The sequence below is a fragment of the Streptomyces sp. NPDC046308 genome, from assembly GCF_055588065.1.
This window is the reverse complement of the sequence record NZ_JBVJFB010000007.1, coordinates 1-17,979: the sequence shown is the minus strand read 5'-3', so window position 1 is coordinate 17,979 and position 17,979 is coordinate 1. Positions and strand designations below refer to the sequence as shown.

Annotated in this window: 17 protein-coding genes; 7 read left to right on the top strand and 10 right to left on the bottom strand. The window is 72.9% G+C overall.

Translation table 11 applies throughout. From position 1 onward, the window contains the following. Positions 1-173 precede the first annotated feature (173 nt). Genes ACZ6JT_RS26030 through ACZ6JT_RS26015 form a run of 4 tightly spaced genes read left to right on the top strand, consistent with a single transcriptional unit; the run spans position 174 to position 4,512 of the window. Positions 174-2,996, top strand: coding sequence for a sensor histidine kinase (locus ACZ6JT_RS26030; RefSeq protein WP_469213328.1), 2,823 nt, complete (start codon positions 174-176; stop codon positions 2,994-2,996). Next, the gene (locus ACZ6JT_RS26025) at positions 2,993-3,430 is read left to right on the top strand and encodes a roadblock/LC7 domain-containing protein (protein ID WP_030016314.1); all 438 of its coding nucleotides are present in this window, start codon (positions 2,993-2,995) and stop codon (positions 3,428-3,430) included. The genes ACZ6JT_RS26030 and ACZ6JT_RS26025 overlap by 4 nt, the downstream gene beginning before the upstream one ends. Before the next feature lie 10 nt (positions 3,431-3,440). After that, the gene (locus ACZ6JT_RS26020; protein ID WP_469213326.1) at positions 3,441-3,905 is read left to right on the top strand and encodes a DUF742 domain-containing protein; all 465 of its coding nucleotides are present in this window, start codon (positions 3,441-3,443) and stop codon (positions 3,903-3,905) included. Continuing rightward, positions 3,886-4,512, top strand: coding sequence for a GTP-binding protein (locus ACZ6JT_RS26015; protein ID WP_030706636.1), 627 nt, complete (start codon positions 3,886-3,888; stop codon positions 4,510-4,512). Before ACZ6JT_RS26020 ends, ACZ6JT_RS26015 begins: the two co-directional genes overlap by 20 nt. A 195-nt stretch (positions 4,513-4,707) precedes the next feature. Here ACZ6JT_RS26015 and ACZ6JT_RS26010 read toward each other — a convergent pair whose 3' ends face one another. Genes ACZ6JT_RS26010 through ACZ6JT_RS25995 form a run of 4 tightly spaced genes read right to left on the bottom strand, consistent with a single transcriptional unit; the run spans position 4,708 to position 7,489 of the window. Further along, positions 4,708-5,901, bottom strand: coding sequence for a lipid-transfer protein (locus ACZ6JT_RS26010; RefSeq protein WP_469213325.1), 1,194 nt, complete (start codon positions 5,899-5,901; stop codon positions 4,708-4,710). Beyond that, positions 5,898-6,353, bottom strand: coding sequence for a Zn-ribbon domain-containing OB-fold protein (locus ACZ6JT_RS26005; RefSeq protein WP_469213323.1), 456 nt, complete (start codon positions 6,351-6,353; stop codon positions 5,898-5,900). Before ACZ6JT_RS26005 ends, ACZ6JT_RS26010 begins: the two co-directional genes overlap by 4 nt. Before the next feature lie 31 nt (positions 6,354-6,384). Next, positions 6,385-6,753 (bottom strand): Mpo1-like protein, encoded by a 369-nt coding sequence (locus tag ACZ6JT_RS26000; protein ID WP_469213321.1) that lies wholly within the window; start codon positions 6,751-6,753, stop codon positions 6,385-6,387. A gap of 13 nt (positions 6,754-6,766) precedes the next feature. After that, a complete protein-coding gene (locus ACZ6JT_RS25995) occupies positions 6,767-7,489 on the bottom strand; it encodes a M15 family metallopeptidase (protein ID WP_469213320.1) in 723 nt (240 codons plus the stop codon). Between the two features lie 11 nt (positions 7,490-7,500). Between ACZ6JT_RS25995 and ACZ6JT_RS25990 the strand changes: the two genes are divergently transcribed. Next, a complete protein-coding gene (locus ACZ6JT_RS25990) occupies positions 7,501-8,010 on the top strand; it encodes an NUDIX domain-containing protein (RefSeq protein ID WP_469213319.1) in 510 nt (169 codons plus the stop codon). A 17-nt stretch (positions 8,011-8,027) separates the two neighbouring features. On the opposite strand, the gene ACZ6JT_RS25985 is transcribed toward ACZ6JT_RS25990, so the two are convergent. The 4 genes from ACZ6JT_RS25985 to ACZ6JT_RS25970 all read right to left on the bottom strand — a co-directional run bounded on the left by ACZ6JT_RS25985 (position 8,028) and on the right by ACZ6JT_RS25970 (position 11,979). Further along, positions 8,028-8,465 carry an SRPBCC family protein gene (locus ACZ6JT_RS25985; RefSeq protein WP_469213317.1) on the bottom strand — a complete coding sequence of 146 codons (438 nt, stop codon included), beginning with the start codon at positions 8,463-8,465 and terminating at the stop codon, positions 8,028-8,030. A gap of 37 nt (positions 8,466-8,502) precedes the next feature. After that, complete coding sequence (locus ACZ6JT_RS25980; RefSeq protein ID WP_469213316.1) at positions 8,503-8,847, bottom strand: ArsR/SmtB family transcription factor; 345 nt, start codon at positions 8,845-8,847, stop codon at positions 8,503-8,505. After that, positions 8,844-9,317, bottom strand: coding sequence for an SRPBCC domain-containing protein (locus tag ACZ6JT_RS25975; protein ID WP_469213314.1), 474 nt, complete (start codon positions 9,315-9,317; stop codon positions 8,844-8,846). The genes ACZ6JT_RS25980 and ACZ6JT_RS25975 overlap by 4 nt, the downstream gene beginning before the upstream one ends. A gap of 133 nt (positions 9,318-9,450) precedes the next feature. Beyond that, a complete protein-coding gene (locus ACZ6JT_RS25970; protein ID WP_469213313.1) occupies positions 9,451-11,979 on the bottom strand; it encodes a glycoside hydrolase family 31 protein in 2,529 nt (842 codons plus the stop codon). 244 nt (positions 11,980-12,223) lie between these two features. On the opposite strand from ACZ6JT_RS25970, the gene ACZ6JT_RS25965 reads away from it, so the two are divergent. Together ACZ6JT_RS25965 and ACZ6JT_RS25960 are read left to right on the top strand one after the other, a co-directional pair. Beyond that, positions 12,224-14,200, top strand: a complete 1,977-nt coding sequence (locus tag ACZ6JT_RS25965; RefSeq protein WP_469213311.1) for an acetoacetate--CoA ligase — start codon at positions 12,224-12,226, stop codon at positions 14,198-14,200. Between the two features lie 69 nt (positions 14,201-14,269). Beyond that, positions 14,270-15,175 carry a hypothetical protein gene (locus ACZ6JT_RS25960; protein WP_469213310.1) on the top strand — a complete coding sequence of 302 codons (906 nt, stop codon included), beginning with the start codon at positions 14,270-14,272 and terminating at the stop codon, positions 15,173-15,175. Between the two features lie 77 nt (positions 15,176-15,252). On the opposite strand, the gene ptsP is transcribed toward ACZ6JT_RS25960, so the two are convergent. Both ptsP and ACZ6JT_RS25950 read right to left on the bottom strand, forming a co-directional pair. Then, complete coding sequence (gene ptsP / locus ACZ6JT_RS25955) at positions 15,253-16,923, bottom strand: phosphoenolpyruvate--protein phosphotransferase (protein WP_376619607.1); 1,671 nt, start codon at positions 16,921-16,923, stop codon at positions 15,253-15,255. 78 nt (positions 16,924-17,001) lie between these two features. Then, on the bottom strand, positions 17,002-17,451 hold the full coding sequence (locus ACZ6JT_RS25950; protein WP_365480563.1) for a PTS sugar transporter subunit IIA: 450 nt from the start codon (positions 17,449-17,451) through the stop codon (positions 17,002-17,004). Between the last annotated feature and the right edge of the window lie 528 nt (positions 17,452-17,979).

Below are 17,979 nucleotides of genomic sequence, written 5' to 3'. Positions count from 1 at the left end.
GGCGCTGTTGACCGGAAGTGTCGGACAACAGGCGATCTTCCTCCAGGGGTCAGGCCGAAAACGTCCGGACACGCCTTCGAACCTGCTCCAGAGCAGTAGTAGGCTCACGCCGTTTAAATGACGGAACACCGACCCCCGGTAACGGGGTTGACCTGGGGGAGGCTGGGGAGGCCATGCGCTTTCGCGGGAAGTCCATCCGCCGGAAGATCGTGGCGTTGCTCCTTGTGCCGCTCGTCTCCCTGACCGCGCTCTGGGGCTTCGCCACGGTCATCACCGGCCGTGAAGCGATCCAACTGTTCGACGTGGCCTACGTCATCGACAAGGTCGGCTACCCGATCGAGGACGTGGCGCGCGTCATCCAGAAGGAACGGCGCCAGACCCTCGTCGTCCTCGGCGACCCCCGGGCCGCCACCGCCACGGCCGAACTCACCAAGCGCCGCGCCGAGACCGACGAGGCCGTCGAGGCGATCAGCGTCAGCGCCCGCGACCCCAAGGTCATCGACGAGCTGAGCTCGCAGAGCGCCCAGCGCCTGCGCTCGATCGTCTCGGCCTTCCAGGGCATCGGCTCCATGCGCCGCTCCGTCGACCAGAACGCCCTGGACCCCACCCAGGCCCTGGAGCTGTACAACCGGCTCGTCGACCCCTGCTACGACTTCCTCATGAACCTCCACGGCCTCGACAACGTGGAGGTCGACAAGGAAGGCCGCGCCCTCGTCGGCATCAGCCGCGCCCGCGAACTGCTCTCCCGCGAGGACGCCGTCGTCGCCTCCGCCCTCGCCGCGCGCAACGTCACCGCACCCGACGTGCGCCACGTCTCCGACTTCGCCGCCAACCGCGCGCTGCTCTACGAGTTCAACCTAGTGACCCTCCCCGCCGAGGACCGGGAGCGGTTCGAGCGGTACTGGAACGACCCCGAGACCAAGCCCCTGCGCGACGCCGAGGAGCGCTTCATAGCCGGCGGCGCGGTCAACAAGCCGCGCAGCGTCACCACCGCCCAGTGGGACGAGGCCTCGGCCAAGGTCCTGGACGACCTGGCCGCCATGAACACCGCCGCCGGTGATCGCTACCAGGAGCGCATCGAGCCCGTCGCCAGGGACGTCATGATCCAGGCCGCCGCCGCCGGCATCCTCGGCTTCCTCGCCCTGATCGTGTCCCTGATCCTCTCCGTACGCATCGGCCGCGACCTGGTCCGCGACCTGTCCCGGCTGCGCAAGGAGGCCCACGAGGCCTCCGGCGTCCGGCTGCCCAGCGTGATGCGCCGCCTCGCCGCCGGCGAGCCCGTGGACGTGGAGACCGAGGCACCCCACCTCGAATACGAGAAGGACGAGGTCGGCCAGGTCGGCCAGGCCCTCAACACCCTCCAGCGCGCCGCCGTCGAGGCCGCCGTCAAGCAGGCCGACCTGCGCCGCGGCGTCTCCGAGGTGTTCGTCAACCTGGCCCGCCGCAACCAGGTGCTGCTCCACCGCCAGCTGACGCTCCTCGACACCATGGAGCGCCGCACCGAGGACACCGAGGAGCTCGCCGACCTCTTCCGCCTCGACCACATGACCACCCGCATGCGCCGCCACGCCGAGGGCCTGGTGATCCTCTCCGGCGCCGCTCCCTCCCGCCAGTGGCGCAAGCCCGTCCAGCTCATGGACGTCGTACGGGCCGCCGTCGCCGAGGTCGAGGACTACGAGCGCATCGAGGTGCGCCGGCTCACCCGCCTGGGCATCGTCGGCCCCGCCGTCGCCGACATCACCCACCTCATCGCCGAACTCCTGGAGAACGCCACGGTGTTCTCACCGCCGCACACCGCGGTCCAGGTGCACGGCGAGCGCGTGGCGAACGGCTTCACGCTGGAGATCCACGACCGCGGCCTCGGCATGACCCCGGAGGCGCTGCTCGACGCCAACCTCCGGCTCGCCGAGACCCCCGAGTTCGAACTCTCCGACACCGACCGCCTCGGCCTGTTCGTCGTCAGCCGCCTCGCCCAGCGCCACAGCGTCAAGATCGTCCTCCAGCCCAGCCCGTACGGGGGCACCACCGCGGTGGTCTTCCTCCCCGTGGCGCTGCTCACCGAGGCCCCCGAGACCAACGGCAACGGCGTGCGCCTCGACGGCCCCCGAGCGGCCGCCAAGTCCGTACGGGCCGGCGGGCCCGCGCCGGCCGGTCGGACCCCCTCCGAGCGGCCCTCGCCGGCCGCGGTGGAGCGCGCCGCTTCCGGCCGCCCGCTGCCCGTCGCCGAACTGCGCGGCCCGGTCGAGCTGGAGGCCCCGCTCGTGGGCCGCGGCCTGGGCGGCCTGGACCCGCTGGACGGCCTCGACGACCCCGCGGCCCTGGACGACCCCGCGGCCGGGATCGTGGCCCGCCCCGCCGCCGGCCGCCCCGTCATGGCCACCCTCGACGACGAGACCCCGCCGAACGGCACCCCCCGCAGTGCCCTGCTGGGCCTGCGTCCGGCCGACCGGCCGCACACGGACCGGCACACCGAACGCAGCGGCGCCCGCAAGGGCGACCGCGACCGCGATTCGCTCGCTCCCACCGGTCCCGTCCGGCTGGAGACCCAGCGCGTGGAGGCCTCGCGATCCGACGGCCCCCGCCCCGCGGGAGCCGTACCGCTGCCGCGCCGCCGCCCCGCGCCGACCCTGGTGGCCGAGCACGGCCGCCGGGTGGAACGTCCGGTGTCGGTGGTCCCGCGGCCCACTCCCGCCTCCGCGGCCGGATCCGGTGACACGGACCCCGCACCCGGCCCGGGCACCGGCGGGCTTCCCCGCCGGGTCCGCCAGGCCAGCCTGGCACCCCAGCTCAAGAAGTCCCCGTCCGCCGCACCCGCCGAAGCCGCCACTGACCAGGGGGCCGACCGCGACGCGGAGGACGTACGTACGCGCATGTCCGCACTCCAGCGCGGCTGGACGGCGGGCCGCAACCAGCACGCACCGCAGCAGTCCGAGACCGAGGCAGGCACCTCCGCCGCCGGCGGTCCCGGATACGAGAACGAAGGGGACGGTCGATGACCGCACCGCAGACCGGCAACGACACCAGGGGCCGCGGCTCCGGCCCGCTCAACTGGCTCCTCGACGAGCTGGTCGACCGGGTCGGCTCCATCCGCAAGGCGGTGGTCCTCTCCGGCGACGGCCTGCCCACCGGCAGCTCCAAGGACCTGACACGTGAGGACAGCGAGCACCTGGCGGCCGTGGCCTCCGGTTTCCACAGCCTGGCCAAGGGCGTGGGCCGGCACTTCGACTCCGGCCGGGTCCGCCAGACCGTGGTCGAACTCGACGAGGCCTTCCTCTTCGTCATGGCCGCGGGCGACGGCAGCTGCCTGGCCGTGCTGGCCGACGCCGACTCCGACGTCGGGCAGGTCGCGTACGAGATGACGCTGATGGTCAAGCGAGTCGGCGACCACCTGGCGACCGCCCCGCGCACCGGGCTGCCAGCCGGAGGGTGAGTCGTACGGCATGAGCGATTCAGGCCAGGACCACTCCACCGACACCGACATCGCCGCCGGCTTCGGCTTCCCCGTCGATCCGTCGGCCGACGGCCCCGACCACGCGCACTGGTTCGACGACGACGCGGGTCCCGTCGTACGCCCGTACGCCATGACCCGCGGCCGGACCAGCCACGCGGGTCAGCACCGCCTCGACCTGATCGCGCTCGTCGTCGCCGAAGCGGCGGCCGACGATCCGGTCTGGGACATGACCCTCTCCCCGGAACACGCCCACATCCTCGGGCTGTGCCGGGACCGACCTCAGTCGGTCGCCGAACTCGCGGCCGACCTCGACCTCGCGGTCGGGGTCGTACGCGTCCTGATCGGCGACCTGGTCGACGAGGAACTGGTCCACGTGACCAGGCCGGTACCACCGGCAGAACTGCCCGATGAATCCATTCTGCGTGAGGTGATCGATGGCCTTCGGGCGCTTTAGCCGCACCGGTGCCATGCACGCGGTGTCGCCGGTCGAACCGCTGACCTTGAAGATCCTGGTCGCGGGCGGCTTCGGGGTGGGCAAGACCACCCTGGTCAGTGCGGTCAGCGAGATCAGACCGCTGCGCACCGAGGAACGGCTCTCCGAGCCGGGCGTCGGTGTCGACGACACCGGGGGAGTGGAGGGCAAGAGCACCACCACCGTGGCCATGGACTTCGGACGCATCACGCTCCGCGAGGACCTGGTGCTGTACCTGTTCGGCACGCCCGGGCAGGACCGCTTCTGGTTCCTGTGGGACGAGCTGGCCCAGGGCGCGCTCGGCGCCGTGGTCCTCGCCGACACCCGCCGTCTCGCGGACTGCTTCGCGGCCGTCGACTACTTCGAGCGACGCGGGATCCCGTTCGTCGTCGCGGTCAACTGCTTCGACGGCGCCGACCGGCACCCCGTGGTGACCGTACGGACGGCACTCGACCTCGACCCCGGGGTACCGGTGCTGCTGTGCGACGCACGCGACCGCGAGTCCGTGAAGGACGTGCTGGTGGGGGTCGTGGAACACGCGATGTCCCTGGCCCGCGAGCGGCGCCGGAGCCTGTCGGCGGGGGCCTGACGGGAGGCCCGTACGAGGGCCCCGGAGCGGTGCCCGCCCGGCGGGCCCGACATGGAGGCGACCCGTACCCCCGCCGACTGGGGTACGGGCCGCAGCTCTCACGGGGGGTTCGGGTTCCCGGTCGCGGCGCGGGACCGTGGAGCGAGTGTGAACCTGCCGCCGGGGGCCGTCAAGCGTTCGGACGACACGAGCTGTTCAGCGCACGGCGACGACGGCCGACCCGTGCCCGAACAGCCCCTGATTTGCCGTGATCCCGGCCCGCGCCCCCGGCACCTGCCGGTCCCCGGCCGCCCCGCGCAACTGCCACGTCAGCTCGCACACCTGCGCGATGGCCTGAGCCGGCACCGCCTCCCCGAAGGAGGCCAGCCCGCCACTGGTGTTGACCGGGATCCGGCCGCCCAGCGCGGTCGCCCCCTCCCGGACGAGCTTCGCGCCCTCGCCCTCCGCGCACAGTCCGATGTCCTCGTACCACTCCAGTTCGAGGGCGGTGGACAGGTCGTACACCTCGGCGAGCGACAGCTCGTCCGGCCCGAGCCCCGCCTCCTCGTACGCGGCACGCGCGATCGAGGACCGGAAGGAACCGGCCGCCGGATCCACGGCCACCACCGAGTCGGTGGCGATGTCCGGCAGGTCCAGCACCGTCCGCGGATAGGTGGGCGTCACCGTGGACACCGCCCGGATCCGCACCGGATCGGCCACCCCGCGCGAGCGCGCGAACTCCATGCTGCTCAGCACCAGCGCCGCACCACCGTCGGAGGTGGCGCAGATGTCGAGCAGCCGGAGCGGATCGGCGACCACCGCCGAGGCCGCGACCTCCTCGACGCTCACGCTCGTGCGGTAGCGGGCGTACGGGTTGAGCGCCCCGGCCGCCGCGTTCTTCACCTTGACCAGGGCGAAGTCCTCCGGGGTGTCCCCGTGCACGGCCATCCTGCGCCGGGCGTACAGCGCGAAGTACGCCGGGTTGGTGGCGCCCAGCACCCGGAATCGCAGCCAGTCCGGATCGTCCGGCCGGTCCCCGCCCGCCGGCGCGAAGAACCCCTTGGGCGCCGCGTCCGCACCCACCACGAGGACCACGTCGGCCAGGCCCGCCAGGATCTGTGCGCGGGCCGCGCCGATCGCCTGCGCCCCGGAGGCGCAGGCCGCGTACACGCTGGTCACCCGGGCGCCCTGCCAGCCCAGCGCCTGCGCGAAGGTGGCACCGGCCACGTAGCCCGGATACCCGGAGCGCACGGTGTCGGCCCCGACGATCGACTGCACGTCCGTCCAGTCCAGTCCGGCGTCCGCGAGCGCCGCACGTGCGGCGGTCCGGCCGTACTCCACGAAGCTGCGGCCCCATTTGCCCCAGGGGTGCATGCCGGCCCCGAGGACGGCTATGTCGGCGACGCTCATGCCGCCCCTCCCACCGGCTTGAACCGCCAGGTGGTCCAGACGGTGCCGGCGTCCTCGTTCAGTACGCCGCCGACCACCTCGACCTCCGCACCGACCGCCAGATCGGCGACCCCCACCCCGGGCGCCGCCTGCCCCAGCACGACCATCCCCTCGGCCTCCAGTTCCACCGCGACCAGCGTGTACGGCTCCCAGGGCGCGTCCGGGTCGGACACGTAGGGCGCCGGCGGCCGGTAGCGCCCGTCGGTGTAGGACCAGACCCGGCCCCGCGGGGACAGCGGCACCTCGGCGAGCTCGCCGCCGCCCGGACAGTGCGGATTGCGGCAGTAGGCGTCCTCGCGCGGGAAGAACACCGCGGTGCAGGCCGAGCACCGGGTGCCGAGCAGCCGGAAGCCGCCGTCCGGACCGTCCTCGGTGAACCACCCGTTCACGACGGGTGTGCGTGTGCGTGCCAAGACCCCTCCCCAGCAGATGTCTGACGGATCGTCAGAAGTCTGTCACGGGCGGGCGACCCTGGCACGGGTTCTCGACGAGCCACTTCCGGGCGATCTCGCCCAGCTCCGCGTCCCGCCCGGCCAGCATCATCCGGATCATCTGCGCGTCCCCGCGCAGCGACCACCCCGGATGGCCGAAGGTGGCCGGGTTGTTCCCCTCGATCAGGAAGTGCGCCGGCCAGGCGGTCCCGTACCCGATCAGGGGAAGCGCGGCGAGATAGCGCTTGCGGCCGCGGGCCAGCCCGTAGGCGGTCACGGCCAGACCGGTGAGCGTGCCGGTGAGGTGGATCCAGCGGGTGGCGGCCCGGGAGTGCATCGCGACGTAGTACGGCCAGAATTCCTCGTACGAGCTGAAAGTCATGCGGGCACGGTACTCAGGGCCGCACGGCGGCGACAGAGACGGGGAAATCGAAATACGTGTCCGGATACGCCTCCGGCTTGTACGTGAAGTGCCACCACTCCTCGGGAAGGTTCACGAACCCCTGCTCGGCCAGCGCCCCCTTCAGCAACCGCCGGTTGGCGCGGGCGGCGCCCGTGACCCGCGGGTCGTCGGTGTGCGAGAGCGGATCGAAGAAGTCGAAGGCCGTCCCCATGTCGACCTCCCGGTCGGGGAGTGCCTCCAGGGTCACGTCGAGGGTGCTCCCGCGGCTGTGCCCGGACCGCTCCGCGATGTACCCCTCCGGAATCAGCCGGCTCCGCTCCACGCGCGGATAGAACTCCGCCTTCCGCGCCCGGTCCTCCGGGCCGTCCGCCTCCCGCGCCCACCGCACGAACCGGTCCACCGCCCGCTGCGGCCGGTAGCAGTCGTACACCCGCAGCGCGTAGCCGCGCCGCAGCAGCCCCCGCTGCGCGCGCCGCAGCGCCTCGGCGGCGGGCCGGGCCAGCAGGCACACCGGCTCCTCGTACCCGTCCACCACCCCGCCGGTGAAGTTCCGCGCACCGGCGTACCGCATGTCCTGCCGGACACTCGGATCCACCTCGCGCAGCGCCACGAACCCGGGCCCGAAACCGGTCTCGGGTCCGGAGGGCGCCGCCGCCCCGCCGGCCAGCACCGCGAGCGCACCCACAACAGCCGTCATCCGCATACCCCTTGGCATACCATCGCCGGATGCCGGCACAGCTGAAGGACTCGCACTGCTCCACCTGCGGAGCGCCCTACGCCACCCCCGCGTGGCCCCGCACCTGCACCGCCTGCGGGGCGACCGCCTACCGCAACCCCCTCCCGGTGGCGGTCACCCTCCTGCCCGTCGAGGATGTTGACGGCACTGGCCTCGTGGTCATCACCCGCACCATCGAGCCGGCCCTCGGCGGCGTCGCCCTGCCCGGCGGCTTCATCGACTTCGGCGAGGACTGGCGCGACGCCGTCGTCCGCGAACTCCGCGAGGAGACCGGCATCACGGCCCCCGCCTCCGAGGTCACCCTGGCCGACGCCCTGAGCTCCCCGGCGGGCCACCTCCTCCTCTTCGGCCTCCTCCCGCCCCGCCCCGCCGCCGAGCTCCCCGCCTCGATGCCGACGAACGAGACCACGGGGTGGCACATCCTCCGCGCCCCGTCCGCCCTGGCCTTCCCCCTCCACACCGAGGCGGCGAACGCCTGGTTCGCGGGCAAGTACGCCTGAGCCCCGCGGCGGTGGCGTCAGTGCCAGTTGCCGATCTGCACGTCGCGCGGATGCGGCGCGCCGGAGCCCGTCTCCAGCAGGGACTTCAGGCTCATCAGGAAGGTCGCCCACTTGGTGCTGCAGTGGCTCATGAACTCGACGGGTTCGCGCCAGCCCGCGTGCGTGAACATGAGGATCGTCCACTCGCCGTCCCGGGTCAGCTCGAAGCCGACCGTGGTCCCGATCCACTCGGCCGGACCGTCGACCACCTCCCACAGCACCCGTGCGTTCGGCCGCAGGCCGAGCACCTTCATGTCGAAGCCGCCGAGGTCGCCGAACCGGAACTCCAGGACGCCGTCGCCGGTCCCGCTCGTGTCGGTCGTCCACCACGCGGCCAGACCCTCGACCGTGGTGAGCGCCTCGTAGACCTTCTCCGGGGTGGCGGTGATGCCTACCCGGTGCAGGATGTCCACCATCTCGATCTCCTCACTTCTCCGTGGTCACTTCTCCGTGTCACTTCTCCGAGTCCTTGGCCCGCTGGATCGCCTCGGCGAGGCTCTTGACGCGCCGCAGGCGGGCGTCCCAGATCTCGCCGACCGAGTTCAGCTGCGCCACGGCCCGGGCCAGCTGGGCCTCGTCCACCTGGTAGCGCTTCTCCCGTCCCGCCGGCGCGGACCGTACGAGACCCACCCGGTCGAGCACGGCCAGGTGCTTGGTCACGGCCTGCCGGGTCACCGGCAGGTGCGCGCTGAGCGTCGTCGCGGTCCCCTGGCCGTCGGCCAGCAGGAGGTCGATCATGCGGCGCCGGGTCGGGTCGCCTATCGCGGACCAGAGGTCGTCGTCGACGGCGGCGCTCATCGCGTCGCCGCCAGCCGATCGGCGGTCGCGACCAGGCGCGGCAGGTAGAAGTCCCAGCCCTGCCGGTGGTCGTTGTAGTGGGCCTCGAGCACGGCCGCCTCCCAGCCCCGCTCGCGGAAGCCGCTCTCGCGGAAGCGGACCGTGGTTCCCGTCCCCGCGGGGACGAGCTCAAAGGTCACCAGCAGCGAGTTGCCGGGACCCGCCGCCTCCGTCTCCGTCTCGTCGTAGGTCCACCGGAACGAGAACATCCGTGGCGGGTCGGCCTCGACGACCGTGAACGGCGCGGACTGGCGCCGGCCGGTGTCCTGGTCCGTCCACGTGAGACGGGCCGTCGCGCCTGCGGCCGGCTCGAACGCGGTGGTCTCGGCGCTCCACCAGTCCCGGATGTGCTCGGGGCTGCTGAGCACCTCGAACACCACCTCGGGCGAGGCGTCGACGTACAGCTCGCGCTCGATGCTCCCGTGCTCCATGGCCGTCTCCCTCTTTTGCAACCTTCGGTTGCATATAAAGCTAGTCCACCTCCGACAGACATGCAACCGATGGTTGCGTATCCGTGGAAGGTGACACCACGCGCCGGGCCGTACGGCCACCGGTCCCGCGCGCCTACAGGCCCCGTACGGTGACCCCCTCCACCCGGTTCCCCGCCTCGTCCTCCACCACCACCGCGTCCCCCGCCCACCGCACGGTGTACCGCTCGACCACGCCCGCCTCGAAGCCCGGCCCCGGGTCCCGGATCACCACCCCGCCACCCGTACGCCCCCGCGCCGGCGCCCAGGCCTCCAGGGCCACCCCGTCACCGTCCCCCCGCGCGGAGCGGACCGGCAGCAGGGACCCCGCCCGGGCCAGTACCGGGATCCGCCCCTGCGGGGCGTCCAGCAGGATCTGCCCCGGGCCCTCGTACGCCGCCCCGGTGGCGGTGTCGTACCACCGGCCCCGTGGCAGCCGTACCGCCCGCCGGTCCGCCCCGCACTCCAGCACCGGGGCGACCAGCAGCGCGTCGCCCAGCAGGAACGCGTCCTCGCAGTCCCGCAGCCGCCGGTCCTCCGTCGCCCCCCACCACAGCGGCCGCACGTACGGGGCGCCCGTCCGCCGCGCCAGGTGCGCCAGCGTCACGAAGTACGGCCGCAGCCGCTCCCGCTCCGCCATCACCTCGGCCGCCTGCCGCTCCACCTCGGGCCCGAACGCCCACGGCTCCCGCCGCCCCGCCCAGATCGCCGAGTGGGTGCGGAACAGCGGCAGGTAGGCGCCCAGTTGCAGCCACCGCACGTACAACTCCGGCGACGGCGACCCGCCGAAGCCGCCCACGTCCGGGCCCGAGTACGGCACCCCGCACAGCCCGAGCCCCAACACCAGCGCCAGCGAGGACCGCAACCCCTCCCAGCTGGATTCCACGTCCCCCGACCAGGTGCCCCCGTACCGCTGCATCCCCGCCCAGCCCGACCGCGAGAACAGGAAGGGCCGCTCGGCCGGCCGCAGCCGCACCAGCCCCTCCCACCCCGCCCGCGCCATCCCCAGCGCGTACACGTTGTGCGCCGCGCGATGGTCCCCGCCGGCCCCGTCCATCACGTGCCGCGCCGACCGCGGGAGCGTGGCGTCGCCGAACGGCGCGAACGACACCGGCTCGTTCATGTCGTGCCAGAAACCGGCGAAGCCCCGCGCGAGGCGCTCCTCGTACAGGCCGCCCCACCACTCCCGTACCGCCGGATCCGTGAAGTCCGGGTACGCGCACTCGCCCGGCCACACCTCACCGCGCACCTCCGTGCCCCGCGCGTCCCGCACGAAGGCGCCCTCCGCCCCCACCGCCAGCCCCGACGCGTGCACCGCGTCCCCCGCTTTCACCGCCGGATCCACGATGGAGACCAGCCGCACCCCCTGATCCCGCAACTCCCGCGCCAGCCCGGGCAGATCGGGGAAGGCCTCCTCGTCCACCGTGAACACCCGGTGCCCGTCGTAGTGGTCGATGTCCAGGTGTACGGCCGACAGCGCCAGCCCGCGCGACGCGTACCCCCCGACCACCCGCCGTACCTCGGCTCCGCTCCCGAAGCCCCACCGCGCGTGCTGGTACCCCAGCGCCCACTCCGGCGGCACCGCGGCCGCGCCCGTCAGCCCCGACCAGCCCTGCAGCACCCGCGCCGGCGTCCCCACCAGCACCCAGCACCGCAGCGGCCCGCCCTCCATGCGCAGTTCGCTCGCCCCGGGGCGGTCCGCGCCCGAGCCCGCGCCCTCCTCGCCCTCCCGCAGCACCACCCGCCCGTCCCAGGAGTTGTCGTGGAACACCAGGTGCGTGCCCGCGTCCGCGACCACCATCTGCACCGGCATCGTGAGGTACAGCGGATCGGTGCCCGGCCCGAAGCCACCCTTCGGGTCCGTGTTCCACAGCCGGTACGCCCCGTCCCGCAGCCGCGGGCCCGCGGCCCGCCCGCCCAGTCCGAAGAACCGCGCGTCGGCCGCCACCTCACTGCGCTGCACCCACCGCCCCCCACCGGCACCCACCCCACCGGCACCCGCCCCGCCGACCCGGGCCCCGCCCTCCCCGGATCCCGCCCCGCCGCCCCCGGCCCCGCCGGCCCCGACCCCGGCCCCGCCGAGCCCGGCCCCGGCCGCGTCCCCCGCCGGGTCCGCCCCGCCCGAGCCGGATCCGGCCCCCGCCGCGGCCTCCCCGGCCAGGGGAACCGGCTCCCACCACCGCGGCGGCGCCTCCCGCCGCAGCACCGTCCCGCCCGGGGTGCGCACCTCCACCGCCCCGTGCCGGGACACCGCCACCGTCACCCGCTCCGACACCACCCGCCAGCCGCCCCCGGTGTCCGGCTCCAGCACCGCCCGCGGATCCGGCTCCGGCCCGTCGCCCACCACCGCGTACGAGGGCGTCGGCCCGGCCCCGTCCCAGCCCCAGAACACCGCGCCGCCCGCCGTGACCCGTACCAGCAGCTCCGAGCGCGCGAACCGCAGCACACCCCCGCCCGGGCGGGGCTCCGTACCGCTCAGCAGCCCCGGCACGCGCGCCCGCTCCGCGCCCCGGCGCGGGAGCCCCACCGCGTCCGCGCGCCGGTGGCGCCACGCCGCGCGCCAGGCGCGCCGCCCGCGCTCCGAACCGATGTCCTTCACCGCACGCACCAGATCACGACCGTCCATGGAGATCACCCTGCCACCGGCCCCCGGCCGAAGGGGCTGCGTTCAACTGCCGTTCACCCGCGGGGCGACCGGCCGCGACCAGCGACGGCCCACATACCGCCGACCCCGTGAGCGGCGATGACGACTCTGGTGCGGATGTCGATCACGTGGCATCGTCCCTGTGAGCCGTCGCGCGGACACCCACCTGGCGATGGCACCGTACGCACACGAAGCGCGAGCCGCAGACTTGACCGGGAGCCGACCCATGACCTCAGCCACGCAGCCGGAACCCCTCTGGGCGCCGGGCCCCGACCGGATCGCCGCGGCCCGCATCACCGCCTTCCAGGCCTGGGCCGCGATCCGCTTCGGAGCCCCCGCCGAAGGTGGTTACCCCGCCCTGCACCGCTGGTCCGTCGACGAGCTCGACACCTTCTGGCAGGCCGTCGCCGAGTGGTTCGAGGTCCGCTTCACCACCCCGTACGAGTCCGTCCTGGCCGACCGCTCCATGCCCGGCGCCCGCTGGTTCACCGGGGCCACCCTCAACTACGCCGAGCACGCCCTGCGCGCCGCCGAGGACCCGGCCCGCGCCGACGATCCGGCCCTGCTGTACGTGGACGAGACCCACGAGGTCACCCCGGTCACCTGGGCCGCACTCCGCCGCCAGGTCGGCTCGCTCGCCGCCGAGCTGCGTGCCCTCGGCGTACGCCCCGGCGACCGCGTCAGCGGCTACCTCCCCAACATCCCCGAGGCCACCGTCGCCCTCCTCGCCACCGCCGCCGTCGGCGGCGTCTGGACCTCCTGCGCCCCCGACTTCGGCGCCCGCAGCGTCCTCGACCGCTTCCAGCAGGTCGAGCCGGTCGTCCTGTTCACCGTCGACGGCTACCGCTACGGCGGCAAGGAGCACGACCGCCGCGAGACCGTCGCCGAACTCCGCGCCGAGCTCCCCTCCCTGCGCGCCGTCGTCCACATCCCGCTCCTCGGCACGCCCGCCCCCGACGGCGCCCTCGACTGGTCCGGGCTCACCGCCGCGGACACGGAGCCCGTCTTCGAGGCGGTCCCCTTCGACCACCCCCTCTGGGTCCTCTACTCCTCCGGTACGACGGGCCTGCCCAAGGCCATCGTCCAGTCCCAGGGCGGCATCCTCCTGGAACACCTCAAGCAGCTCGGCCTGCACTGCGACCTCGGGCCCGAGGACCGGTTCTTCTGGTACACCTCCACCGGCTGGATGATGTGGAACTTCCTCGTCTCCGGACTGCTCACCGGTACGACGGTCGTCCTCTACGACGGCAGCCCCGGCTACCCCGACACGGGCGCCCAGTGGCGCATCGCCGAGCGGACGAAGGCCACCCTCTACGGCACCTCCGCCGCCTACGTCATGGCCTGCCGCAAGGCCGAGGTCCACCCGGCGCGCGACTTCGACCTCTCCGCCGTGAAGTGCGTGGCCACCACCGGCTCCCCGCTCCCGCCCGACGGCTTCCGATGGCTCCACGACGAGGTCGCCGAAGACCTCTGGATCGCCTCCGTCAGCGGGGGCACGGACGTCTGCAGCTGCTTCGCCGGCGCGGTGCCCACCCTCCCCGTGCACATCGGCGAGCTCCAGGCGGCCTGCCTCGGCACGGACCTGCAGTCCTGGGACCCCTCGGGCAAGCCGGTCGTCGGCGAGGTCGGCGAGCTCGTCGTCACCAACCCCATGCCGTCCATGCCGATCCACTTCTGGAACGACCCCGACGGCAGCCGCTACCGCGACAGCTACTTCGAGATGTTCCCCGGGGTCTGGCGTCACGGGGACTGGATCACGATCACCGACCACGGCTCGGTGATCATCCACGGCCGCTCCGACTCCACGCTCAACCGCCAGGGCGTCCGGATGGGCTCCGCCGACATCTACGAGGCCGTCGAGCGGCTCCCCGAGATCAAGGAGTCGCTGGTCATCGGCCTGGAGGAGCCGAACGGCGGCTACTGGATGCCGCTCTTCGTCCACCTCGCCCCCGGCGCCACCCTCGATGACGACCTGCGCGCCCGGATCAAGGCGACGATCCGCGAGGAACTCTCCCCGCGCCACGTCCCCGACGAGGTCATCGAGGTCCCGGGCATCCCGCACACCCTCACGGGCAAGCGCATCGAGGTGCCGGTCAAGCGCCTCCTGCAAGGCGCACCCCTGGCCAAGGCGGTCAACCCGGGCTCCGTGGACAACCTCGACCTCCTCCACTTCTACGAGGAGCTGGCCCGCACCCGCGGCTGAGGCAACCGTCACTGTCAGTGGCGATGACTACTCTGAGTGAGCAGGAGATCGCATCACTCAGGGGGAGCCATGCCACCGCGCAAGAACGACCACGACACCGACCGGCGCCGCACGCTGCGCCGCGAGGTCCCCAGCACCCTCGGCCTGCTGGCCGACGCCGGGGACTTCGCGGCCATGTGCGGCTACCGCAGCTTCACGTTCGACCACCCCGCCGACTACGCCGAGTACCTCCGCCACGTCGACGGCCTGCTCCGGTCCCTCGCGGCCCGGGGCATCCACACCACCGTCGCCCTCTTCGACCCCGACGCCTACGCCGAGTACTGCGGGGAACACGACCTCGATCCCGACACGGCCGAGACCCGTACCCGCTTCACCGCGGAACTGGCCGGCGGCAGCGCCGTCCTGCCCTACACCGGTCAGCCCGTCGACGAGATCGTCCCGCTCCTCGTCGACGAGGCGGTCCGCCAGGCCACCTGGGAGTACGCCACCACCCTCCTCGCCGGAATCGGCCGCTGCGCGGACTGCGGCGAGGACATCGGCCACGCCTCCTTCGACCGCGCCACCGACGCGCTCAAACGCCTCCTGGCCGGCGCCGGACCCGGCCACCACCACTTCGTCTGCAGCATCCCGACCGAGGCGGAACAACTCGTCGCCGTCCTCCACGCCGACACCACCGGGGACCCGGGCACCCCGCCGCGCGTCGAAGCCCGCGAAAGCCTCGACTTCGTGACGGTCCTCGCGGCCGGGCTCGCCCAGGGCGGACCCGGGGGACTCGTCGTGCGGAGCACCACCGAAGGCCACCGCGACCGGGTCCACGGCTGGCGCCTGGACCGCGGCCGCCTCACCGCCCTCTCGGCCGCGGCCGTCTTCAACGCCTACTGCACCGACGCCGACACGGGGGAGCCCGTCGCCCCGGAATCCGGGGTCGAATACTGCCCGGGCTACGAGGTCGACGGCCCCGGCCCGCACCACTGAACGACCGAGGCCACTGCACGACCGTGGGGCCCTCGCCACCGGCGAAGGCCCCACGATCCACACCACACCCCGTCCGGCTACTCGCCGGAGAGCACCGCCTGTGCGGCCACGCGCGCCTCCTCGGCGCTGTCGGCCGCCCGGGCCGCCGCCGCGGCACGCTCGCACTGGGCGAGCGTGTACTTGGCGAGCGTCGCCCGCACATAGGGAATCGACGCGGCACCCATCGACAGGGAGGTGACGCCCAGACCCGTCAGCACGCAGGCCAGCAGCGGATCCGCGGCGGCCTCACCACAGACACCGCAGCTCTTGCCCTCGGCCCTGGCCGCCTCGGCCGACATGGAGATGAGGTCGAGCAGCGCCGGCTGCCACGGGTCCTGCAGCCGCGACACCGCTCCGACCTGACGGTCGGCGGCGAAGGCGTACTGCGCGAGGTCGTTCGTTCCCAGCGACAGGAACTCGACCTCCTGCAGGATCGAGCGCGCCCGGAGCGCGGCGGAGGGGATTTCCACCATCGCGCCGAACTTCGCCTTGAGGCCCGCCTCGCGGCAGGCGTCCGCGAAGGCCCTGGCGTCGGTGCGGTCGGCGACCATCGGGGCCATGACCTCGAGGTAGACCGGCAGCCCCTCGGCCGCCTTCGCCAGCGCGGTGAGCTGCGTGCGCAGCACGTCCGGGTGGTCCAGCAGCGAGCGCAGCCCGCGCACACCCAGCGCCGGGTTCGGCTCGTCGGCCGGCGTCAGGAACTCCAGCGGCTTGTCGGCGCCGGCGTCCAGCACCCGCACGACGACACGGCCCTCGGGGAACGCCTCGAGCACCTTGCGGTAGGACTCGACCTGCTTCTCCTCGGAGGGCGCCTTCTTGCTGTCGTCCAGGAAGAGGAACTCGGTGCGGAACAGACCCACACCCTCCGCGCCCGCCTCGACCGCGGCCGGCACGTCGGCGGGACCGCCGACATTGGCCAGCAGCGGCACCTTGTGACCGTCGGACGTCGCACCCGGACCCGACGAGGCGGCGAGAGCCGCCTTGCGCTCGGCGGCAGCGGCCGCCAGCTCCGCCTTCTTCGCGGAGGTGGGCTCGACGAACAGGTCACCGGTACTGCCGTCGACGGCGATCACCGTGCCTTCGGCGATCTCACCGGCACCCGGCAGCGCCACGATCGCCGGCACACCCAGCGCCCGCGCGAGGATCGCGCTGTGACTGGTCGGCCCGCCCTCCTCGGTCACGAAACCCAGGACGAGCGCCGGGTCCAGCAGCGCCGTGTCGGCGGGAGCCAGGTCCCGCGCGATCAGCACGTACGGCTCGTCGCTGTCGGGCACACCCGGCATCGGCACACCGAGCAGCCGCGCCACGATGCGGTTCCGTACGTCGTCCAGGTCGGCCACCCGGCCGGCCATGTACTCGCCGGCCCCCGCGAGCAGATCGCGGTAGGAGGCGAAGGCGTCGTAAACGCCCCGCTCGGCGGTGCTGCCGACGGCGATCCGCCGGTCGACGTCCGCCATCAGCTCGGGGTCCTCGGCGATCATCGCCTGGGCCTCGAGCACGTGCTGGGCCTCGCCACCGGCCAGCTGGCCACGCGCGATCAGATCGGCCGCCACGGCACTCACGGCCTGACGGGCGCGCCCCTGCTCGCGCTCCGCCTCGTCCGCGGTGATCTGCTTCGCCGGCGGCTCGAGAACCGCCGTGCCCATGTGCCGCACCTCGCCGATCGCCACACCGTGGCTCACGCCGACGCCTCGCAGCGTTGTCTCCATTTCACCCGTCTCCGATTGAGCGGCGGGCCGAGCCGCCGCGGTGGATGTCCGACTCGTTCGCCCATGCCGGGCGGAAGGTCACCGCCAGCTGAAGAGGGCGTCGTCGGCCTTCACGTCGCCGGACTCGACGACGTCGCCGAGGGAGTCAGGCGTCGCCTCGAGCGCCACGACGGGACAGATGGGCGACTTGCCGGCGGCCTCGACAGCGGCGGGGTTCCAGCGGATGACGGCCTGGCCGCGGGTCACGGTGTCGCCCTTGTTCACGAGCAGCTCGAAGCCCTCGCCGTTGAGCTGAACCGTGTCGATCCCGAGGTGCGTGAGCACACCGTGGCCCTCGCCGTCGACCACCACGTACGCGTGCGGGTGCAGGGAGACGACCACACCGTCGACGGGGGCCACCGCCTCCGAGGGCTCGCGCACGGGATCAATGGCGGTGCCCGGTCCCACCATCGCGCCGGAGAACACCGGATCCGGCACTGCCGCGAGTCCGATGGCGATCCCGGCGAGTGGGGACGTCACGCTGGTCATGGGGGCCTCCCAGGGGTGGGGCTCATCGTGTCGCCGTCACTGCCTGTTGCGAACGGCGTACTCTTCTGAAGGATATGTCACTTGATGTTCGGGTTCGCCCGATCTTCGTCCTGCTCCGGGCTGGTCCGTCGGCACGGAGACTAGTGGACTAGACCGGTGGACTAGACCATACGCCTGAATCGATTTGCTTGGGCACCCCCGGGGCTGTACTGTCGTGACTCCCGCCAGGACGCCTCGTGTGAACTTCTCGCGAACGGCAGATGGACGGGACTCCTCCTCTTCAACGCGATCTCGATCTTCTCCTGTCTTTTCGTATGCCTATTCGGTAATACGACGAGTGGTCAAGGGGTCGGGAAATCGCTGATAGAGTCGGAATCGCCGGAAAGGGAAAGCGCGAAAGCGGCTGGAACTGGAAAGCACCGAGGAAGTCGGACCCGAAAGAGTCTGATAGAGTCGGAAACGCAAGAACACAGAACGAAAGCCCGGAGGAAAGCCCGCGAGGGTGAGTACGAAGGAAGCGTCCGTTCC